This is a genomic window from Streptosporangium saharense (assembly GCF_014203715.1).
In the GTDB taxonomy this organism is placed as follows: Bacteria; Actinomycetota; Actinomycetes; order Streptosporangiales; family Streptosporangiaceae; genus Streptosporangium; species Streptosporangium saharense.
The window spans coordinates 42,320-61,977 of record NZ_JACHJP010000017.1 but is presented as its reverse complement, the minus strand read 5'-3'; the positions used below and the strand labels follow the sequence as shown (position 1 = coordinate 61,977).

General features: G+C 70.7%; 17 protein-coding genes. 10 read left to right on the top strand and 7 right to left on the bottom strand.

What is annotated here, in order from left to right; translation table 11 throughout:
• Positions 1-31 precede the first annotated feature (31 nt).
• Entirely contained in the window at positions 32-289 is a 258-nt protein-coding gene (locus tag FHS44_RS39180; protein ID WP_184725502.1) for a hypothetical protein, read from the bottom strand.
• A gap of 1,075 nt (positions 290-1,364) precedes the next feature.
• Between FHS44_RS39180 and FHS44_RS39175 the strand changes: the two genes are divergently transcribed.
• From FHS44_RS39175 to FHS44_RS39165, 3 genes are all read left to right on the top strand, one after another.
• Positions 1,365-2,198, top strand: coding sequence for a GntR family transcriptional regulator (locus tag FHS44_RS39175; RefSeq protein ID WP_184725500.1), 834 nt, complete (start codon positions 1,365-1,367; stop codon positions 2,196-2,198).
• Positions 2,195-2,917, top strand: coding sequence for a PP2C family protein-serine/threonine phosphatase (locus tag FHS44_RS39170; protein ID WP_184725497.1), 723 nt, complete (start codon positions 2,195-2,197; stop codon positions 2,915-2,917). Before FHS44_RS39175 ends, FHS44_RS39170 begins: the two co-directional genes overlap by 4 nt.
• Before the next feature lie 166 nt (positions 2,918-3,083).
• On the top strand, positions 3,084-3,275 hold the full coding sequence (locus FHS44_RS39165) for a DUF397 domain-containing protein (RefSeq protein WP_184725512.1): 192 nt from the start codon (positions 3,084-3,086) through the stop codon (positions 3,273-3,275).
• Positions 3,276-3,689: 414 nt separating this feature from the next.
• On the opposite strand, the gene FHS44_RS42170 is transcribed toward FHS44_RS39165, so the two are convergent.
• Positions 3,690-7,157 (bottom strand): ATP-binding protein, encoded by a 3,468-nt coding sequence (locus tag FHS44_RS42170; RefSeq protein ID WP_184725495.1) that lies wholly within the window; start codon positions 7,155-7,157, stop codon positions 3,690-3,692.
• Positions 7,158-7,259: 102 nt separating this feature from the next.
• Here FHS44_RS42170 and FHS44_RS39155 point away from each other — a divergent pair, with 102 nt between their 5' ends.
• The gene (locus FHS44_RS39155; RefSeq protein WP_184725493.1) at positions 7,260-7,922 is read left to right on the top strand and encodes a hemerythrin domain-containing protein; all 663 of its coding nucleotides are present in this window, start codon (positions 7,260-7,262) and stop codon (positions 7,920-7,922) included.
• Positions 7,923-8,062: 140 nt separating this feature from the next.
• Positions 8,063-8,482, top strand: coding sequence for a DUF4267 domain-containing protein (locus FHS44_RS39150; protein ID WP_184725491.1), 420 nt, complete (start codon positions 8,063-8,065; stop codon positions 8,480-8,482).
• A gap of 126 nt (positions 8,483-8,608) precedes the next feature.
• Here the strand turns inward: FHS44_RS39150 and FHS44_RS39145 are convergent, their stop codons facing one another.
• The gene (locus FHS44_RS39145) at positions 8,609-9,223 is read right to left on the bottom strand and encodes a nucleotidyltransferase domain-containing protein (RefSeq protein ID WP_184725489.1); all 615 of its coding nucleotides are present in this window, start codon (positions 9,221-9,223) and stop codon (positions 8,609-8,611) included.
• Positions 9,224-9,320: 97 nt separating this feature from the next.
• Here FHS44_RS39145 and FHS44_RS39140 point away from each other — a divergent pair, with 97 nt between their 5' ends.
• The 4 genes from FHS44_RS39140 to FHS44_RS39125 all read left to right on the top strand — a co-directional run bounded on the left by FHS44_RS39140 (position 9,321) and on the right by FHS44_RS39125 (position 15,285).
• Positions 9,321-10,031 (top strand): TetR/AcrR family transcriptional regulator, encoded by a 711-nt coding sequence (locus tag FHS44_RS39140; RefSeq protein ID WP_184725487.1) that lies wholly within the window; start codon positions 9,321-9,323, stop codon positions 10,029-10,031.
• The gene (locus FHS44_RS39135) at positions 10,031-12,571 is read left to right on the top strand and encodes an ABC transporter ATP-binding protein/permease (RefSeq protein ID WP_184725485.1); all 2,541 of its coding nucleotides are present in this window, start codon (positions 10,031-10,033) and stop codon (positions 12,569-12,571) included. The genes FHS44_RS39140 and FHS44_RS39135 overlap by 1 nt, the downstream gene beginning before the upstream one ends.
• A complete protein-coding gene (locus FHS44_RS39130; RefSeq protein ID WP_184725478.1) occupies positions 12,568-14,337 on the top strand; it encodes an ABC transporter ATP-binding protein in 1,770 nt (589 codons plus the stop codon). The genes FHS44_RS39135 and FHS44_RS39130 overlap by 4 nt, the downstream gene beginning before the upstream one ends.
• 102 nt (positions 14,338-14,439) lie before the next feature.
• Entirely contained in the window at positions 14,440-15,285 is an 846-nt protein-coding gene (locus FHS44_RS39125) for an alpha/beta fold hydrolase (RefSeq protein WP_184725476.1), read from the top strand.
• Positions 15,286-15,396: 111 nt separating this feature from the next.
• Here the strand turns inward: FHS44_RS39125 and FHS44_RS39120 are convergent, their stop codons facing one another.
• Positions 15,397-16,950, bottom strand: coding sequence for a DHA2 family efflux MFS transporter permease subunit (locus tag FHS44_RS39120; protein WP_184725474.1), 1,554 nt, complete (start codon positions 16,948-16,950; stop codon positions 15,397-15,399).
• 147 nt (positions 16,951-17,097) lie between these two features.
• Between FHS44_RS39120 and FHS44_RS39115 the strand changes: the two genes are divergently transcribed.
• Positions 17,098-17,772, top strand: a complete 675-nt coding sequence (locus FHS44_RS39115) for a TetR/AcrR family transcriptional regulator (protein ID WP_184725472.1) — start codon at positions 17,098-17,100, stop codon at positions 17,770-17,772.
• A 39-nt stretch (positions 17,773-17,811) separates the two neighbouring features.
• Here FHS44_RS39115 and FHS44_RS39110 read toward each other — a convergent pair whose 3' ends face one another.
• The 3 genes from FHS44_RS39110 to FHS44_RS39100 all read right to left on the bottom strand — a co-directional run bounded on the left by FHS44_RS39110 (position 17,812) and on the right by FHS44_RS39100 (position 19,600).
• A complete protein-coding gene (locus FHS44_RS39110) occupies positions 17,812-18,039 on the bottom strand; it encodes a helix-turn-helix domain-containing protein (RefSeq protein WP_184725470.1) in 228 nt (75 codons plus the stop codon).
• Positions 18,039-18,536 (bottom strand): DUF2975 domain-containing protein, encoded by a 498-nt coding sequence (locus FHS44_RS39105; protein WP_184725468.1) that lies wholly within the window; start codon positions 18,534-18,536, stop codon positions 18,039-18,041. Before FHS44_RS39105 ends, FHS44_RS39110 begins: the two co-directional genes overlap by 1 nt.
• Before the next feature lie 170 nt (positions 18,537-18,706).
• On the bottom strand, positions 18,707-19,600 hold the full coding sequence (locus FHS44_RS39100) for an NADP-dependent oxidoreductase (protein ID WP_184725466.1): 894 nt from the start codon (positions 19,598-19,600) through the stop codon (positions 18,707-18,709).
• Between the last annotated feature and the right edge of the window lie 58 nt (positions 19,601-19,658).

Sequence of the window (19,658 nt, the reverse complement as noted above, 5' to 3'; positions counted from 1 at the left end):
GCGTACGGCTGGCCGTCCCGATGCCGCCCCGTCACGAGACCGGCCCCGTCGTCTCGACGGCGGCCACGGCGGTCTTCTCGGCGGCGGCCACGGCGGTGCGGGCCTTGTCCTCCTGCTCGGCGACGGCGGCCTGCACTTCCTCGAAGGTGTCGGCGTCCACCGCCGGTTCCACCCCGGCCCGCAGGGCAACCCGGGGGAAGGCCCGGTTGCGGATGGCCCAGTACCGTCCGGTGTCGCTGACGATCAGCCGCCAGCCCGGGATCGCCGGACTGTTGGGGGTGTTGTGCATGATCTGGACCTCCGTGATCCGATCAGAGGCTCTGGCCGACGAGGTGATCGCCAGACGGGCCTGCCCTACAGGACAAGAGAAAGAAGGACGCGTGCCGTACGGCACAGCCGAGTGAGCGCCGGAAGCCGCACGAGCATGAGGAACGCGGCAGCGGCCTTCGCGTCGAGGCGGCCTGCCGGTCGCGGGCCGTACCGCACTCCTGCGGAAACCAGGCCGGGACAGGCCGGATCGACGCACCCTGGCCCAGGAGATCCCGGACCGGGGACCACCGGGGATAGGACGCCGAGTCCGCCGAGGCAGCGGCGGACGGGCAGGCCGTACGGGCACAACGGGCTTCAGGGCCGGGTCGGCGATAGGAGGCGTAGCGGGCACGGAAACCGGAGCGGCGACAGGAGGCGGGGTGGGCGTAGCGCTCGGAGCCTGGGTCGGAGCGGCAGGCCAGGCATCGGCGGGGATCGGCGCGCGATCCGGTTCGGAGGCGGTTTCCGTGAGGCCAGGCAGGTCATCCGGTACGGCGGTCGCGGCCGGGGCCGCTGCGGGCGATCCCGGCTCGGGGACGGGACAGCGCTGGACGGGCACCAGCGGGACCACTTCCCCCGGCGCGACCTCCACCGGAGGCCGAGGCGCGGGGAGAATCTGCGGGCCGTGCTCACGCCGGGCCTGGAGACGGGCGTTCATCAACAGCCCGGACGGCTGCACGTACTCATGTCCGTCCTGGTTGATACAGGTATGGGCGTAGGGGGAGTGCCCGCATCGGGCGCACCCCATGGGCAGGGGGACAGCGTTGCTGAAGCAACCGCAGTCGCTTGCCGGTGCCGGTTGCCGGTTGAGGACCGGACTAGGCTTACACATGGATCAGGAGCGCCTTCCTGGTCAAGGGTTCGCCCGGACGTGTGGAGGGCCGGGCGAATTCGCTTTCTAAGGTGGTTCGCCATGGGTTCGGACGCGGAGCGTGCTGTCCCCGGTAGCCGAGCCAGGTCTTTCGAAGAGCTATTGTCTTGGGACTATAGTCGGCCGACGCCAGCCCTCTGTCAATTGTCCCAAGATAATTTCCGGCGGAAGGGAGAGTCGCAGGATGGCCATGCACTCGCGCTATCTGGACCTTGCCACGCAAATCCGGACACGGATCGAGGCGGGCGAGTGGGAACCCGGGGCCAGGCTGCCGCGACTTGATGACTTCGCCGCGCAGTACGGTGCCAACCGCGACACCATCGGTCGCGCCATCGCCGTCCTGGAGTCAGAGGGCTACGTCTGGGCGGTCCAGGGGCGAGGAATCATCGTCCGGCATGGCATGATGCGCCTGCGCAGGCCACGCGGCAATCTGGTCAAACGCAACGTCGCCACCGACGGCCCCGGCTACTCCTTCCCCTCGGCCTCCGGCCAGGAGGTCTGGAAACATCACGTCGCGCCCACGGTGTCGGATGAGCCTCTGACCGATCCGCGTATCGCCAAACTGCTCGGTGTCCCACCCGGTACGACGGTGACCCGGCGCTTCCGCGTCACCGGCCCGCAGTCGGAACCTCCATTCCAGATCGCCGTCTCCTGGATCCATCCACGCGGCCTGGCCGATGCTCCCGAGGTGACCGATCAGGCCACCGGGCCGGGCGACTGGCTGTATCGGCTGGAGCAGGCCGGACACTGGCCCATCTCCTGGATCGAGTTCCATCGCGCCCGCATGCCCACCAAAAACGAGGCTGCCCTGCTGGAGATCCCCACCAGCCTGCCCGTCCTGGAGATCGTCCGCCAAGGCGTCTCCGGAGGCGACGACCAACCCATCGAGGTGACCGAATACGTCGTGGCCAGCGACCGGGTGGAGACCGTACACGTCCTGCACCGCGACGCGTCCGCCCAGCATCCCTGGCCCGACCCCGCCGACACCAACGGTGACGACGAGAGCGAGCGGCCATGACTCTCACCGCCCACGCCGCCGCCCGAACCCACGTCGGCCACGTCCGCCGCCGCAACGAGGACGCCGCCTACGCGGGAAGCCACCTGTTCGCCGTCGCGGACGGTCTGGGCGGTCACCCCGCAGGCGACATCGCCGCCCAGACCGTGATCAACGCTCTACGCCCCCACGACCGCCCCGCAGCCCCCGGCGACCTGCCCCGGTTGCTGGGAAGCGCCATCCACACCGCCAGTCGATCCCTGCGCGAAGCCATCACCGCCGATCCCGGCCTGATCGGGATGGGCACCACCCTGGTGGCCCTGCTGTGGTCGGACACCACCGCCGTCATAGCCAACGTGGGCGACTCCCGCGCCTACCTGCTGCCCGCCCACGCCAGCGCCGACACCCCGCTACGGCGCCTCACCGAGGACCACACCTATCGAAACCTCATCGCCGACGCCGACGCCGTGCCGAACCTGCCCGCCCGCATCTCCCGCTTCCTTGACGGTCGCCCCGAGGGACGCTCCCCTGACCTGACCGTCCACACCATCCACCCCGGCGACCGGTTCCTGCTGTGTTCGGACGGCCTCACCGAAGCCGTCCCCGGCAAACTCCTGAACGAGGCACTGCGCTCTCCCGTCGACCCACCCCAGGTCACCGACCACCTCATCACCCTGGCACTCGACCACGGCGGCCCCGACAACGTCACCGTGATCGTCATCGACATGAAACCCACAACCTGACCGCAAGCCGTACTGGCAGATCGGCCCTGGGCTTCACGCCCACCCAGCGGCGTTCTCCCGTGAGCCCCTGGCGCTGGCACGGGGTCGGGGCCTGTGCGCGCTGAGGGAACTTGCACGATGAGGGTCAGGAACCCTCAGACGAAGGCGAGGAACCCATGCGCCCGACCTGGCCGGCGCCGAGTTCCACAAGTTCAGCCTCAGCGGCGGCGGTGAGAACTGCGTTGAGGTCGCCACCAACCTCCCCAGCCTGGTGGCCATCCGCGACAGTAAGGACCCTTCCGGCCCGGCGCTCACTTTCAGCACTTCTGGATGGGACACCTTCGCGGACGGTGTGAAATTCAGAATGTTCGACTTCTGACCCGTGAGCCCGTCATCATGGACAGAGCTTCTTGCGCCGAGCCGTACCCAAAGATGATCAACGTTCTGACCTGCACCTTTGCGCTACCGCCGGACTACTGCAAAAACAGCACGTCCCGCTCCCACGCAGCCCTACCTGACCTGGGACTTTACCCTCGGGTCACTCATCACCCTGAAAGGTTCGCAACCGGCTGCGGCGATCGACGCGGACAAGCCCCCTTTGGTCTTGTCACTCATCACCCTGAAGGGTTCGCAACACGCAGTCGCGGTAGATCTCCAGGGCGCGCCGGTTGTCACTCATCACCCTGAAGGGTTCGCAACGTGACCACGAGCTGTTGCGACGCCAGGTCGGTCCACGTCACTCATCACCCTGAAGGGTTTGCGATGTGCTCTGCCGTACAAAGCGAAGAAGGGGTTAGGGGGTGGTCCAGTGGGGGGCGTTCCATTGGGTGGCTTGGGTGGTGGATTGGGTGAAATGAAGGGTGGCTTCTTGGGGGCGGTTTAGGAAGAGGGCGAGGGTGCCCAGGGTGTGGGCTACTGGGCGGAGGGCTACTGACAGGCTGGTGGCGCCTGCTGGGGGGCCGTCGCGGTGGGGGAGCAGCGCCGTGTAGATCTCCTCGGCGGCGGCGCGGTCCTCCAGGGCGATGGCGGCCATCGCGCGGACGGTCATGAGGAAGGTGAAGAAGTAGTCGGGCCGGATCGGGTCCGAGGTGCGCACCCGGTGGGCTTCGGCGGTCAGGCCGTTGGCGTGCAGGGCGAGGACCAGCAGGTCGGAGACGAGCGGGCCGAACGCCTCGTGGAGGGCGCGTACCTCGTCGAGGTGGTCGCCGAGCGTGCCGTTGTTCAACCAGATCGAGGTCAGCGCGAGGCCGAGGAAGCCGGGGTGCAGGGATCCGGCGCGCCGCATGCTGTCGGCGGCCTCGATGTAGAGCCGTTCCGCTTCGGCGAACCGGCCCTCGATGAGGGTCAGGGTCGCCAGCGTCACCTCGGCGACGCCGATCGCCTCGGGCATCCGGTAGACGCGTGCGAGGTCGAGCGCCTCGGTGGCCACCCGGCGGATGGTGGCCGGGTCGTTGGCCTCGGCGGCGGCACCGGCGTGGTTGAGCAGGCCGGTGACACGGTAGACGGGCAGGTCGTGCTCGGTGCCGATCGCCACCAGCTCGCGACAGAGTTCGGCGCGTCCGGACAGTCCGCTGTGGCCGCGGGCCAGGACCTGGAGTGCCGCGGCCCGGAGGTGGGGCCCGGTGGCGAGGTCGAGCGCCTCGCGGGCTGCCGCAAGGACGGTGGGGTCCTCCTCGCCGATCAGTTCGTCGACGTAGGCGATCAGAAGGCGGACGCGCACCTCGGGAGCCAGGTCGGTGCGCTTGAGCAGGCGGTTCAGCCGGTCGACGATGGGCTGGTCCACGGTGCCGTAGGGGCGGGACTGCCACGGTGTCGGTTCGGTCCAGGCGGTGAACGCGGAGATCATCAGGTCGTCGCGGCCCAGGGACTCGGCGTACTCGACGGCCTGTCGGCGGGTCTCCCTGGCGGCGGCCACGGCACCAGCCCGGATCTGCGCCCGGAGCAGCCTGCCGTACAACTCGATGCGCTCCTGCGGGTCGGTCGAGTTCGCCACAGCGTCGGTGAGCAGATCGGCTGCCACGTCGTGGGCGTAGCGGGCTTCGGCCAGTTCGGCGGCTCGGACGCAGTAGCCGACGGCCTTGGGGGATCCAGCCCGCGCGTAGTGGTGGGCGAGCGCCGGGATGTCGCCGGTGGTTTCCAGGGCGGCGGCGATGCGGGCGTGCATGCGGGTCGCCCGCAGGCGGCTGACGTCGGCGACGAGGGTGTCGCGGACGAGGGCGTGGACGAACCGCACCCGTCCGGGGCCGGGCTCGCTCAGCAGTCCGGCGATCACGCCCGCGTCCAGCGCGTTCAGCACGCCGTCCTCGTCGGTGTCGGCGGCGTCCACCAGCACGTCAACCGAGCTCTCCCGGCCTGCGACAGCCGCCAGTCGCAGTACGGCGACGCCTCCTTCTGGCAGTCGTGCGAGACGGCGCCGTAGCACGTCCCGTACGCCTTCGGGGACCTCGGAGAGGGCGACGAGCGCGCCTTCCCCGTTCAGCAGTCGCGCGCTTTCGCGCACGTAGAACGGGTTGCCGCCGGTGCGTTCGGCGATTCCGGCGACGGTCTCGTCGTCGGTCTCGCACTCGTTCCTCACGAGCCGCGCGACGGCGGCGTCGTCCAGGCCGCGCAGGGCGAGTCTGAGGGGCGTGGCGCGGGCGAGGGAGGCCAGGGTCTCGGTGAGGTGCTCGCTCTCGTCCGTCCGGTAGGCCGCGACGACCAGGATGGGGGCCCGGGTGCCGAGGCCGCCGCCGAGCAGCTCCAGCGTGGCGGCGTCCGCCCAGTGCAGGTCGTCCAGCACGATGGCGACCGGGCGTTCGGTGGCGACCGTCGCGAGCCACTTCCACACGGCCTGACGCAGGCGGAACCGTCCCGCTGTCGCGTCGGCGTTGACCGGCCCGGCGTCGGTGAGCAGCGGCGTGAGGTCGTCGGCGAATTCGCCCGGGGAGGTGGCCGTGGCCACGGCTCTCAGCACCTCGGTCCAGGCCCACGCGGGTGGCGCGCCGTCGATCTCGGGGCAGTGGCCGACGGCGACCAGCCATCCGTCGCGTTCGAGGCGGCTGCCGAGGTGCTCCAGGAGGGTGGACTTGCCGAGCCCGGCCTCACCGGTGACGAGGGCGATGCGGGCTCCGTCGGTGGCGGCTTCGGTGGCGGTTGTGAGGAGCGCTGAGAGCTCGGTCTCGCGTCCGAAGAACGGGGTCTCGGGGGTCGGAGGCGTCTCTCGGAGCGAGGGCGTTCCCGCGAGAGGTTCCGTCTTCGGGGTTCCTGGGAGGGGAACTGCTCCCGGGAGGTGGGGCGGCTTGGGGAGGGAGGGGGTCCCTGGGAGAAGGGGCGCTCCCGCCCGAGATTCCTCCTCCGAGGGAGGCACCGCCCCCGGCACCGGGTGAGGGGCCGTCCCCGGAAGAACCGCCTCAGGGGGAGAGGGCGTTCCCGTGGGAGGAACTATGCCTGGAAGAGAGGGCGTTCCTGGGAGGGGAATCGTCCCAGGGAGAGAGGCCGTCCGTGTGGGTGGGGGGACGGCGGCGCGGAGGAGGTCTGTGCGTTGGGTGAGGATGGCCTCCTCCAGCGCTGTCAGGTCGGGGCCGGGGTCGAGGCCGAGTTCTTCGGCGAAGATGGCTCGGGCGCGGCGGAGGGTCGCCAGGGCGTCGGCCTGGCGGCCGCTGCTCCACAGGGCCAGGGCGTGCAGTCGCCAGCCCTCCTCGCGGAGGGGTTCGTCGCGGGTGAGCCGTTCGGCCTCGGGGACCACCGTGGCGGGGTCGCCGATGCGCAGGGCCGCCGCGACGTGCAGTTCGGTGGCGACCAGGCGTAGTTCGTTCAGCCGGGCGGTCTCGGTGGCGGCCCACGGTTCGTCGGCGACCTCGGCGAACGCCGGTCCCTGCCACAGGCCCAACGCCTCGGCGAGCCGTACCTGGGCGGCGTGGGGGTCGGCGACCGTACGGGACCGGGTGAGCAGGTCCTCGAACCGCCACGCGTCCACCGACTCGGGCGGCAGGCGCAGCGCGTAGCCGGGTGACGCGCTCACCAGCAGGCGGGCCGGGGTGCGCGGGGGGCGGCCCGGTTCCAGCAGGCGGCGCAGGTTGGACACGTACGCCTGCAGGGACAGCAGCGCCCGCGCGGGCGCCTCCTCGCGCCACAGGTCCTCGATCATCCGGTCGACGGGTACGACCTGGCCGCGCGCCGCCACCAGCAACGCCAGCACGCCCCGCTGTCGTGGCCCGCCGAGATGAACGGTCTCACCGTTGACCTCGGCCGCGAACGAGCCCAGCACCCGAATGAAGACCATGGTCCGCACATCGTATTGGGCTGCTCCAAATCATCTCCAAATGCCCTCCAAATACCCGGGAGCAGCCTTAACACGTCGCAACCGATGAAGGGCAGGCAGCAGATGAGCATCAACACCCAGGACATGGAGATCGCCCACCGCGTCTTCCGCCGTGAGTCACGGCTGTTGATGGAGTTCGTCGCGGACGTCGTCCCGGGTGACACGGCTCGCGCCAAGGTGGTCGCCGATCACTTCCGGGTCTACCAGCTTGGCCTGCACAACCATCACGAGGGCGAGGACGAGCTGCTGTGGCCGCCGCTGCTGGCCCGGGTGGACCTGGAGGCCGACATCGTCCTGCGCATGGAGGCCCAGCACGAGCGCATCGCGGCCACCATGACCAGGCTGGACGCCGCGTTCCCCGCCTGGGAGGCCGGCGCGGGGGCCGATGAGCGCGACACCCTCGTGGCCGCCCTCGCCGAGCACCGCGCGGTCGTGCTGGAGCACCTCGACGACGAGGAGGCCACCCTGCTGCCGCTCGCGGCCAAGCACCTCACCGAGCGCGAGTGGGCCTCGCTGGGCGACCACCTGGTGAACAACACCCCCAAGCTCACCCTGCTCACGCTCTTCGGCGCCGTCCTGGAGGACGCGAACCCGGCCGAGCGCGCCCTCGTCCTCAGCGGCCTGCCCGCCCCGGTCCGCGTCATCTGGCACGTCATCGGCCGCCCCCGCTACGCCCGCTACATCCGCCGCGTCCGCGGCCCCCGGCCCAATCTGAACGCGGCCTGAGCCCTGCCCCGGTCTGAGCCCCAGCTCAGCCTGAGCCCCAGCTCAGCCTGATCCCCGGCCCGGTCTGCTGCCCGCCCAGCCTGAACCCCGCCCCGTCTGAACGTCGCCCTGAACGTCGCATGTCGCAAGGAGAAGAAACCATGTCGCTGAAGACCGTCAACACCGTTCTGGCCACCCTTGGCGCCCTGTTCATTTTCTACATCGGGGTGTCCTACGTCCTGATCCCCGAGGCGACCGCCCCGAGCTTCGGTCTGCCGACCTGGCCCTCCGGTGACGGTGGTGGCTTCCTGGTCCTGAAGGGCATCCGCGACATCGTGACGGGCCTGATCCTGGTCGTCCTGATGGTGGCGCGCCAGCGCAGGGCCCTGGGCTGGGTCATGCTGGCGGAGGCCGTCATCCCGTTCGGCGACATGACCAACATCCTGGTCCACAACGGTTCCACGGCCGCCGCGTTCGGTGTCCACGGCCTGACCGCGGCGACGATGGTGGTGGTCGGCCTGCTGATCCTCCGCGAGACCCGCAAGGCCCGCGAGACCCGCGAGGCTCCGGTGTCCGCCTGACATCACGCCCACAAGGGGCGACCCGGCCGGGTGGCCGGGTCGCCCCTTTCTTCTTGCAGGACGCGGGAACTCGGCTTTCCGCGCTCTCCTGCGGAGGAACGGCCCTCGAAGCCCTCAACCTCTGGCTCATGAATGGTGGCGCAGGCGTTCGCGCCAGGGGTGGGTTGTGTGTTCGGTCTCCAGGGCCTCGGCCAGCCAGCGGCGCTGTTCGTCGTTCAGCAGGGGGAGGACCATCGCGAAGTCGGTCTCGTCCTTCGGGCGCATGCCCCTGGATTTGTAGAGCAGTTGCACCTCCGGGACAAGCCAGTGGAAACCGTCCTCCTCGACGGTCAGCCCGGCCAGGGGGCGGCGGATCCGGGAGTCACGCCGGTAGATCCACTCCTGTCCTTCGGCCTCGTCCAGCATGAGCTGGAACCGCCATGGGCCGTCCGGAAGCTCACGTATCCAGATGTCGTGCGCCGACTCGGGCAGCACCTCGTCCAGCTCCCATGGCCGTAGCGTCCGGGGCACGACTGCGGCGTGGACGTCCCAGCCGTCCAGCAGCCGTCGCACCGCGAGCTGGTCCCGGCGCAGCAGCGCGATGTCCACGTCGTCATGGTCGCGATACGCATGGCCGACGGCCAGTTCGACCGCGTATCCGCCCGCCACCCACCACGGCGCCGTCAGTCCGCGCATCAGCGCGATGACCTCGTCGAGCGGGGCGGCCTCCCAGGGGCCCCAGGGCGTCTCGATTCTCGTCATCCAGAAATCATGCGTCGTCAGCGGGCTCTGGTTGAAATGTCTTGTTGGTGCTAAGTTATGCCCCTAACAAAGGGTAGCCTTACCTTAGGAGGGTGCGGTGGCGTCGCAACGGCGGGTTGGCGGGCGTCCCGGGCAGATCACCGTTCGTGACATCGAGAGGGCCGGTCGCGTGATCGGCCTCGAAGGGCTCACGGTCCAGGGCGTCGCCACGGCGCTCGGCGTCACCCCGACGGCCCTCTACCGGCACGTGGACGGCAAATTCGGGCTGGAGAACCTGGTCGGGGAGAGCCTTCTCGCCGAACTGGCCATCGTGGACCGGCCCGAGCACGACGCGGCCGAGCATCTGCTGTCGTTCGCGGACCAACTGCGGGACTTCGTGCTCGACCATCCGGGGATGTCGTCCTACCTCCAGGTCCTGTTCCCCAGGGGAAAGTCGGGGGCCGCGCTGCTCGAAGGGGAGATCACCTCGCTGACGCGCAGGGGATACGAGCCGGACGCGGCGGCGGTGGTCTGCGGGACGGTCGCGCTGCTCGCGATCAGTCTGGCCGCGGCCGAGGAGAGCCAGCGCAGGGGCATCGCCTCCTCGCCCGGTTTCCAGGACCAGCTCAGCGCGTCCCAACGGTTGCTGAGGACCGAGGGAGTCCTCGCCGCCGCCCACGCCGACCTGCCGGAGATCGGCAACGACGCCTACTTCCGGCTGGTGATCCACGCCTGCCTGCACGGCATCCTCACCACCGCGCCCCCCGGGCGGACGGTCAACGAGATCACGGCGAGCCTGGCGATCCCGGCAGCCGAGGAGGAGCGGTGATGGCCGCGCGAGGTTTCCAGGGAGCCGTCATGCGCGGCTTCGGCGCCCGTGACCACGTGGCGACCGTGGTGCGAACCTCCATGGTCACGCCGCACATGGTGCGGATCCACATGGTGGCGCCCACACTGTTCGAGAACATCACCGTCGGCCCGACCGCGTGGCTGCGGTTCTGGTTCCCCGACCCGGCCGGGGCCGACAAGGAGCACCAGCGCGCCTACACCCTCGTCTCCTGCGAGCCGGAGACCGGTGAGTTCGCGGTGGACGTGGTGCTGCACGAGCCCGCCGGACCGGCCACGGTGTGGGCGAAGAAGGCAGAACCCGGCGACGAGATCCAGGTGATGTCGTTCGGCTCTTCGCGCTTCGCCGTACCGGACGAGCCGCCCGCGGGATATCTGCTGCTCGGGGACCCCGCGTCGATACCCGCGATCAACGGCATCGTCACCGCGCTGCCCGACGACGTCGAGATCGAGCTCTACCTGGAGAAACAGCACGAGGAGGACGAGTTGATCCCACTCGCCTCCCATCCGGGGCTGCGGGTGCGGTGGGTGTCCAGGGACGGCGAGACCTCGATGGCCGCCGCGCTCGACGACCGTGACTGGTCCAACTGGTACGCCTGGGCGGCGACCGAGGCGGGCTCGCTCAAACACCTGCGCAAGACCCTGCGTGACGGGTTCGGCTTCCCCAAGGCCGACACCTACGCCCAGGCCTACTGGACGTACGGCAGGGCCATGGGGTCGCTGCGCCGTACCGGCGAGGAGGAAGCGCCCAAGCAGGCTCCCGCCGTGCAAGCCGTACAACAAGAGCGTGGGCGGTGGAAGTCGCAGGGGGCCAAGGAGCTGCTCGCGCCGGTGCGGACCGCGATGGTCGTCGCCGGGGTGGTGCAGGCGATTGTCACGCTTGTCCAGTTGGCGCCGTTCGTGCTGCTGGTCGAGCTGGCGCGGTTGCTGCTCGCGGGGGCCGACGCGGACCGGCTGTGGGGCACCGCCGTGGCCTTCCTCGTCGTCTTCGGCGCCGGGGCGGTGCTGGGCAGCGCGCTGATGGTGTGGCTGCACGTGCTGGACGCGCGCTTCGGCGCGGGGGTCCGTCACCGGCTTCTCGGCAAGCTCGTACGGCTGCCGCTCGGCTGGTTCACCCAGCGTGGCTCCGGGGCGGTCAAGAAGCTCGTGCAGGACGACACGCTCGCGCTGCACGCCCTGGTCACCCACGCCATCCCCGACGCGGTAGCGGCGGTCGTCGCCCCGGTCGCGGTGCTGGTCTACCTGTTCGCGACCGACTGGCGGCTGGCTCTCGTCCTGTTCGTCCCGATCGTCGTGTATCTCTTCGCCTTCGCCGCGATGATCTTCCAGAGCGGGCCGAAGATCGCCGAGGCGTCCCGGTGGGCGGAGCGGATGGGCAACGAGTCGGCAGCCTTCTTCGACGGGCAGCCGGTGATCCGGATGTTCGGCGGCGTCGCGGCCTCCTCGTTCCGGCGTGGGCTTGAGGCCTACATCGGCTTCCTGGACGGCTGGCAGCGGCCCTTCATCGGCAAGAAGACCTTCATCGACCTGGTCACCCGGCCGATGACCTTCCTGTGGTTGATCATGGCCGTGGGCACGCCCATGGTCGTCTCCGGGGCCATGGAGGCGACGACGCTGCTGCCGTTCCTGCTGCTCGGGACCACCTTCGGCGCGCGACTGCTGGGCATCGGCTTCGGGCTGAGCGGCATCCGTGGCGGCGCCCTGGCGGCCCGCCGCATCGCCGTCGCCCTCGGCGAGGAGGAGCTTGCCGTACGGCCCGGCACGGCGGAGACCGGGGAGAAGGGGGTAGTCCGCTTCGAGCGGGTGAGCTTCGGCTACCGGCCGGGCAAACCGGTCGTCCACGACGTCTCGCTGACCCTGCGGCCCGGGACGGTCACCGCGCTCGTCGGTCCGTCCGGCTCGGGCAAGTCGACGCTCGCCGCGCTGCTCGCCCGCTTCCACGACGTGGACTCCGGCGCCGTCACCGTCGAGGGACGCGACATCCGCTCGATGTCCGGTGACGACCTCTACGCCCGCGTCGGGTTCGTCTTCCAGGACGCGCAGCTCGTGCACGGAACCGTACGGGACAACATCGTCCTGGCCAGGCCGGAGGCGACGATGGCCGAGGTCGAGGAGGCGGCGCGGGACGCGCGGATCCACGAGCGGATCCTGCGGCTGCCCGACGGCTACGAGACCGTGCTCGACGGAGGGCTCTCCGGAGGGGAACGGCAGCGCCTCACCATCGCGCGGGCCCTGCTCGCCGACACCCCGGTGCTGGTGCTCGACGAGGCGACCGCGTTCGCCGACCCCGAGTCCGAGCACCTCGTGCAGCAGGCACTGACCCGGCTCACGCGGGGCCGTACGGTCCTCGTCGTCGCACACCGCCTGCACACCGTCGTGGACGCCGACCAGATCGTCGTCCTCGACCACGGCCGGGTCGTCGAGACCGGCACCCATACCGAGTTGATCGCCTCCGATGGCCGTTACCGCAGGCTGTGGGAGAGCCGGGCAGGCGTGCCCGTCCAGGCGGAGGTGTCCCGATGATCCGTACCCTGGTCCGGCTGGTCCCGGAGGCCGACCGAGGCAAGGTGGTCGGATACGCCCTGCTCACCGTGGTCTCCGCGATCCTGCGGGGAGCGGCCTGCCTGCTGCTCGTCCCCCTGCTCGGCGCGCTGTTCTCCACAGCCCCCGCCGACGCGCTCCCGTGGCTGGGCGCACTCACCGTGAGCGTCGTGCTCGTGTGGGTCGTGGACACCGTCATCTCCCGTATCGGGTTCGACATCGGGTTCACGCTGCTCGGCACCGTGCAGCGCGACCTCACCGACCGGATCACCCGCATCCCGCTCGGCTGGTTCACCGCCGAACGCACCGCCACCGCCAGGCAGGCCGTCGCCGCCTGCGGCCCCGAGCTGGTCGGCCTCGTCGCCAACCTGCTCACCCCGCTGCTCAGCGCCGTCCTGCTGCCCGTCGTGATCGCGATCGGCCTGACGGGCGTCGCCTGGCAGCTCGGCGCCGCGGCCGGGGTCGCCGTCGCGGGACTGCTGGCCGCGCTGTGGGCGACCACCAGGATCACCCGCGCTGCCGACGCCGCCGACACCGCGGCGCACAGCGCGCTGACCGAACGCATCCTGGAGTTCGCCCGCACCCAGCAGGCGTTGCGCGCCGCCCGCAGGGTCGAGCCCGCCCGCAACGGAGCGGGTGCCGCGGCCGCCGCGCAGCACGGTACGGCGCTGCGCCTGGTGCTGCTCCAGATCCCGGGGCAGTTGCTGTTCGGCCTGGCCAGCCAGGCGGCGCTGGTCGCGCTCGCCGGGGCGGTCACCCTGCTCTACCTCGATGGAGGCCTCGGGGCGGCCGAGGCCGTGGCACTTGTCGTCGTGGCCGTGCGGTTCCTCGAACCCTTCACCGTGATCAGTGAACTGGCGCCCGCGATCGAGTCCGTACGGGGCACCCTCGACACCCTGCGCGCGATCCTCGACGCCCCCGCGGTCTCCGACACGGGTCAGCCCGCGAAGGAACTGGAGGCGCCCCGCGTCGAGTTCCAGGGGGTGAGCTTCGGCTACGGCACCGAGGAGGTGCTCAGGGATCTGTCCTTCACCCTCGAACCGGGGACGACAACGGCCATCGTCGGTCCTTCCGGCTCGGGCAAGAGCACGATCCTGGCGCTCGTCGCGGGCTTCCACGAACCCGTCAGGGGACGTGTCCTCGTGGACGGCCAGGACGTCGCCCGGCTCGACCCGGCCACCAGGCAGCGGCTTTCCAGCATGGTCTTCCAGCACCCGTATCTCTTCGACGGGACCATCCGCGACAACGTCCTCGCCGGTGACCCGGACGCGGGAGGGGAGCGTGTCGCCGAGGCCATGCGGCTCGCCCAGGTGGACGAGATCCTCGGACGGCTGCCCGACGGGGAGCGTACCGACGTCGGCGAGGCCGGGGCCGCGCTCTCCGGTGGCGAACGGCAGCGCGTCAGCATCGCCCGCGCCCTGCTCAAACCGGCCCCGGTCCTGCTGATCGACGAGGCCACCAGCGCGCTCGACGCCGAGAACGAGGCCGCCGTCGCCCAAGCCCTCAGCCATGACGTACGGCGACGCACCCGTGTCATCGTCGCCCACCGGCTCGGCGGCATCCGCCACGCGGACCGGGTGCTGTTCGTCGAGGACGGCACGCTCGTCGAGGAGGGCACGGTCGAGGGCCTGCGCGCGGAGGGTGGCCGCTTCGCCGAGTTCTGGCGCCACCAGGAACACGGCGACGAATGGCGCCTGCGCTCCGCCGTACAAGCCGTTCAGGCTGTTCAGGAGAAGAGCGGCGCGTGAGCGGGACGCCGGGCCGGGCCGTCGGCGCTGTCGGCGAGGGGAGCGATCAATGAGCGGGGCACCTGGCCGGGTCGTCGGTGCTTTCAGCGTGGGGGGCGACAGGTGAGAGGGCTGCCGGGCCGGGCCGTCACCCGGGACGGGCGGGGGCTCTACTACGTGCGCGGACCCGGCCCGGCCGGGGGTGGCGCGCCGACCGTCGTGTTCGAGGCCGGGCTCGGGAGCACCCGCTCTGGCTGGGCGCTCGTCGAGCGCGCCGTCGCGCGCCGGGCGCCGACCGTCGTCTACGACCGGGCCAACCTGGGCCGCAGCGACCGGGACTCCCAGCCGCGCCACCTGGGCCGCCTGGCCGACGACCTCGTTGACCTGCTCGTTCATCTCGGCGCGGAACGTTATGTGCTCGTCGGGACGAGCTGGGGCGGGCCGGTCATCCGGATCGCCGCGGCGGCCGTCCCCGGGCTGGTCCACGGGCTCGTGCTGGTCGATCCCAGCGACGAGGGCTACGACGGGCACTTCTCGCCCACGGTCCGCAGGGCCGAGCGGGTCTCGCTGGCCGTCATGCGCCTGCTGGCCCGCGCCGGGCTGCTCAGGACGGCCATGAAGCCGCTCGTCAGGGCGCTGCCGCCCGACGCCAGGGCCGACGTCCTCGCCGAGGAGTCCACACCCGCCGCCGTCGAGGGACGCGCCGCCGAGCTGGGCTCCGTCGCCGAGGACCTGGGCGCGCTGCGCGACGACCCTCCCGAGCTGGGGGACATCCCGGTGACGATCATCTCCGGCGCCCGCAACGGGGGAATGGGCGCGCGGGTCCGCCGGGGACTCAACGCGGCCCACGCGCGCCGGGCAGGCCTGTCGCCGTACGGCAGGCACGTGCTCGCCCGGCGCTCCGGACACCTGGTGGTCCTCACCGAGCCCAACCTGGTCACCGAGGAGATCGAACGGCTGCTGCCCTGACACCCACGCGCGTGCCGTACGGCAAAACACTCGGAGCACCTGGTCACGGAGAGGACCGCGCGGCTGCCATCCTGACGCCCACGCGCGTGCCGTACGGCGAGGCGGTCCTGGTCACGCGTTGCTCTCGGCCGGTTCGGCGGCCCCCGTGTGCCGCAGGTCGCGGGAGCGGATGAGCAGGGCGCTGAGCAGCGCGGCGAGCACGGCCATGGCGGCTCCCACGACGCCCAGCGTCCCCAGCGCGTCGGTGAGAGCCTCCCTGCCGACGGTGATCACGGTCTCTCTTGCCCCGGCCGGTACGGCTGCCGCGAGCGCGTCCAACCGCCCGGCCCCCAGGGCGTCGGCGATCCGGGAGGTGGTCGTCGCGTCGAGTGCGGCCAGCGCCGGGGCCTCCTGCACGCTCTGGTGGATGCGCGTGCTGAACATCACGCCGAACAGGGCCGTGCCCAGCGCGGTTCCCAGCGGCATGAAGGAGTTGATCACTCCCGAGGCCACTCCCGTGCGGGCGGCGGGCACGACGCCCATGGCCACGGTCATGCCGGGGGTGGTGACCAGGCCGAGGCCGAGACCGAGCAGCATCAGGGCGGGCAGCAGCCGGGTCCACGGTCCCGTCGCGTCGGCCAGCAGCAGCGCGAACAGTCCGGCCGCGGCGACCAGGAACCCCGCGGTGGACAGCGCCGCGAGCGGGACGCGGGAGGCGAGCGCGACGGACGTCAGGCCGCCGGCCACGAGCATGAGGCTGAGGGCGAGCAGCCGGATTCCGACGTCGAAGGCGTCGTAGGAGTGGACGGCCCCGAGATAGAGCACCAGGTAGGCGAGCAGGCCGAAGCTCACCAGCCGGGCGAGCAGCGCGGTGACGGCGGCGCCGGTGAAGGACCGGATGCCGAACAGCGACAGGTCGAGCAGCGGCCGACGGCCCCTGGCCTGGCTGAGCAGGAAGACACCGAGGGCGACCACGCCGACCCCGGCCTGTGCGAGGGTGGCGCCGCCGGTCCAGCCCTGCTCCTCGCCGCGCAGCAGCGCCAGGGTGACGCAGGACAGGCCGACCGCGAGCGTGACGACGCCGACCACGTCGATGCGCACGGCGCCGGTCCGGGTGTCGGGGGCGACCTTCCGCAGGGTCAGCCAGCCCAGCGCGATCCCCAGCGGGACGTTGACCAGGAACATGCTCCGCCAGCTCACGGCCTCGACCAGGGCGCCCCCGGCCAGCGGGCCGAGCGCTCCGGCCGCCATCGTGACCGCGCCGAAGATCGCGATGGCCTTGGTCCTGGCGGCTCCGCCGTACGAGGCGGCGATGATCGCCATGGCCGGGGCGAAGGCGAACGCACCGCCGAGCCCCTGCACGCCGCGGGCGATGTTCAGCACGGCGACCGAGGGCGCGAGGCCGCAGGCCAGGGAGGCGAGGCTGAAGACGGCAAGGCCGCCGAGGAAGATCTTTTTCCTGCCGGTCGCGTCGGCCAGGGAACCGGCAGTGAGCAGGACCGAGCCGAAGGCGAGCGTGTAGGCGGTGATCACCCACTGCAGGCCGGACAGGTCGGAGCCCAGGCTGTCCCTGATGGTGGGCAGGGCCACGTTGACGATCGTTATGTCGAGGGTGAGCAACACGCAGGTGGCCGTGACCAGGGCGAGCGCCCAGCCAGGCCGATATCCGCCCACGGGGGGATTCATACGGACCTCCTTCATCGAGGCCCGACATTAGTTAGGTAAGCCTTGCTTATTCAAGACTGCCTGTAACAAAATATCCCCACGTCTTGGAGGAGCCCATGAGCGGCACGACCGTCCAGATCGCACCGTGTCACCGGGGAAAATGGGGAGATGGCCGAAGAGACCCAGAAACGACGTGCGGTGGGCCGTCCCCCCGGACGGCCCTCGCGCATCAGCAGGCGCGCCATCGCGGACGCCGCGCTCGCCGTGGGCTTCGACAACCTCACCCTGAGCACCGTCGGCAGGCAGCTCAACATCAGTCATTCCGCGCTCTACCGGCACATCGCGGACAGGGAGGACCTGGTCATCCTGGCCATCGACCGGGTGCTGCAGCGCGCCGAGTGGCCGGAGCCGACCGGGGAGTGGCGGGCCGACCTGCGGGAGGAGGCGTGGACGGTCTGGCGGCTGCTGAACGACCACCCGGGCCTGGTCCAGGAGTTCCTCCGGCTGTCCCGCTATCCGCCCGAGATCATGCACCGCTTCGCGGAGATCGTCCAACGCCTGATCGACCAGGGGTTCACCGCCGACGCCGCCTTCCTGGCGGCCGACACCGTCTACGACCTCACCGTTGACGTCTTCAGCCGGGGTCAGCAGTTGGACAGGCGGGCCGGAGGGGTGCCCTTCAGGGTGAGCAGCGCCGAGGGGCTGTCGGAGACGGTCGGTCCTCTCCTGGCTCCCCTGATCAGGACCGCCCTCACCGAGCCGACCGAGGTGTGGTTCCGGCGCAAGCTCGCCCTCGTCCTCGACGGCATCGCCCTCAGCCTCTCCCCGAAGGACCCGGACTGACCCCCTTTTCGGTCCTTCCGAGCTTCTCGCTTTTCGGTCTCAGTCGTTCTCCGTGCTGTTTCCCGCGCTTTCCCAGCGCAGCAGGTCGCCGGGCTGGCACTCCAGCACCTCGCAGAGCGCGGCGAGCGTCGTGAAGCGCACCGCCTTGGCGCGGCCGTTCTTGAGGACGGCCAGGTTGGCGGGGGTGATGCCGACGCGTTCGGCCAGTTCGCCGACGGACATCTTCCGCTTGGCCAGCATCACGTCGATGTCGACGACGATCGGCATCAGATCACCTCGTCGAGCTCGGCCCGCATCCGCGTCGCCTCGACGTCGCGCGCGATGGCCTGGGCGAGGAGCATCCGCAGCACGAGCACGACGAGCGCGACCCCGAGGACCGCCACGGCGACCCCGCAGATCAGCAGGACCATGCCCGGGGGCACGGGCTCACCCGGCGCCAGCAGCACCGCGAGCGCGAACACCAGCAGGGCCGCCGCGACGACAGCGCCGATCACGACGTCCACGTACCGGAAGGCGGTCGGCGAGAACACGGTCCCGCGCCTGACCATCGACACCAGCCGCCACACACAGACCAGCACGACCTGCGCGGCCACGATCCCCAGCACGACGATCGTCAGGAACGGAACCCGCAGGTAGGCCATGTCCGGCCTGAGATCGTTCATGTCGGCGTTCAGCAGCGGAACCATCACCAGTTGCGTGAACAGCGACCCGCCGAGCAACGCCACGAGCACACCCCGCAACCCCAGAACGGTCAGCTTCCCCATCACTTCCTCCAATCGAACAACGATAAGAATCTATCGAAATTCGATAGGCAAAGGCAAGGGAGTCTTGTCGGGAAGTAAAGGGCGCACCCCGGAACGTGATCGCAGGGTCCGACGTGCCGGAGTCGTGTCCCGGGACCGCCGGGAGGGGGGTTCGGTATGGCAGGGGTGGCTCAGATGACGATGACCCGGCGTCCACGTGTGTGACCGGCCTGGCTGTCGGTGTGCGCCTTCGCGGCCTCGGCCAGGGTGTATGACCTCTCGACGGGGATGTGGAGCCTGCCCCGGGAGATGAGACCGACGGTCTCGGCGAGTGCCTCCGGCACGCTCCCGGCCACGCCGGAGAACCGGACGCCGAACTCCGGCGCGCCGAGATCGGCGATGGAGACCACCTTCCGAGGGTCCCCCGTCAGCTCGACGAGCTCGCGGATCACCCCCGACCCCGCCAGGTCCAGGGCCGCGTCAACACGCCCAAGCCGCCGCACCCGCTCGACCCAGCCCTCACCGTACGGCGTGGCCACGGCGCCCAGGTCGCGTAGATAGTCCTGGTTCGTGGCCCCGGCCGTGCCGATCACCCTGATGCCACGGTCGCGGGCGATCTGCAGCACCGCAGAGCCGACGCCCCCCGACGCGCCGCTGACCAGCAGCGTCTGGCCGGGCCGTACGCCGACCTCGTGGATGACGCGCAGCGCGGTCTCCATCACGGAGGGGTATCCGGCCGCCTCCTCGAACGTCAGCCCCTCGGGCATGTGGATCCAGGCCGACAGCACGGCGAACTCGGCGTAGGTGCTCGATCCCTCGCCGAACACGTGGTCGCCGACCTCCACCCCTTCGATGCCCGCGCCGACCTCGTCCACGACCCCGGCGGCGTCCAGCCCGACCCCGGAGGGCAACTCGACCGGATGGGCCTCCTGGAACTGGCCCTCGCGGATCCTCCAGTCGACGGGATTCACCCCGGCCGCCCGTACGGCGACGCGTATCTGACCGGGACCGGCGTGGGGCTCCTCGGCGTCCACGAGCCGCAGGACCTCCGGACCACCGAACACGGCAAAGCTCACTTTTCTCATGCCGCCGACCGTAGCACTAACGGTTAGTGTTTTGAAACGGTTATAGTTTTGTATCTGG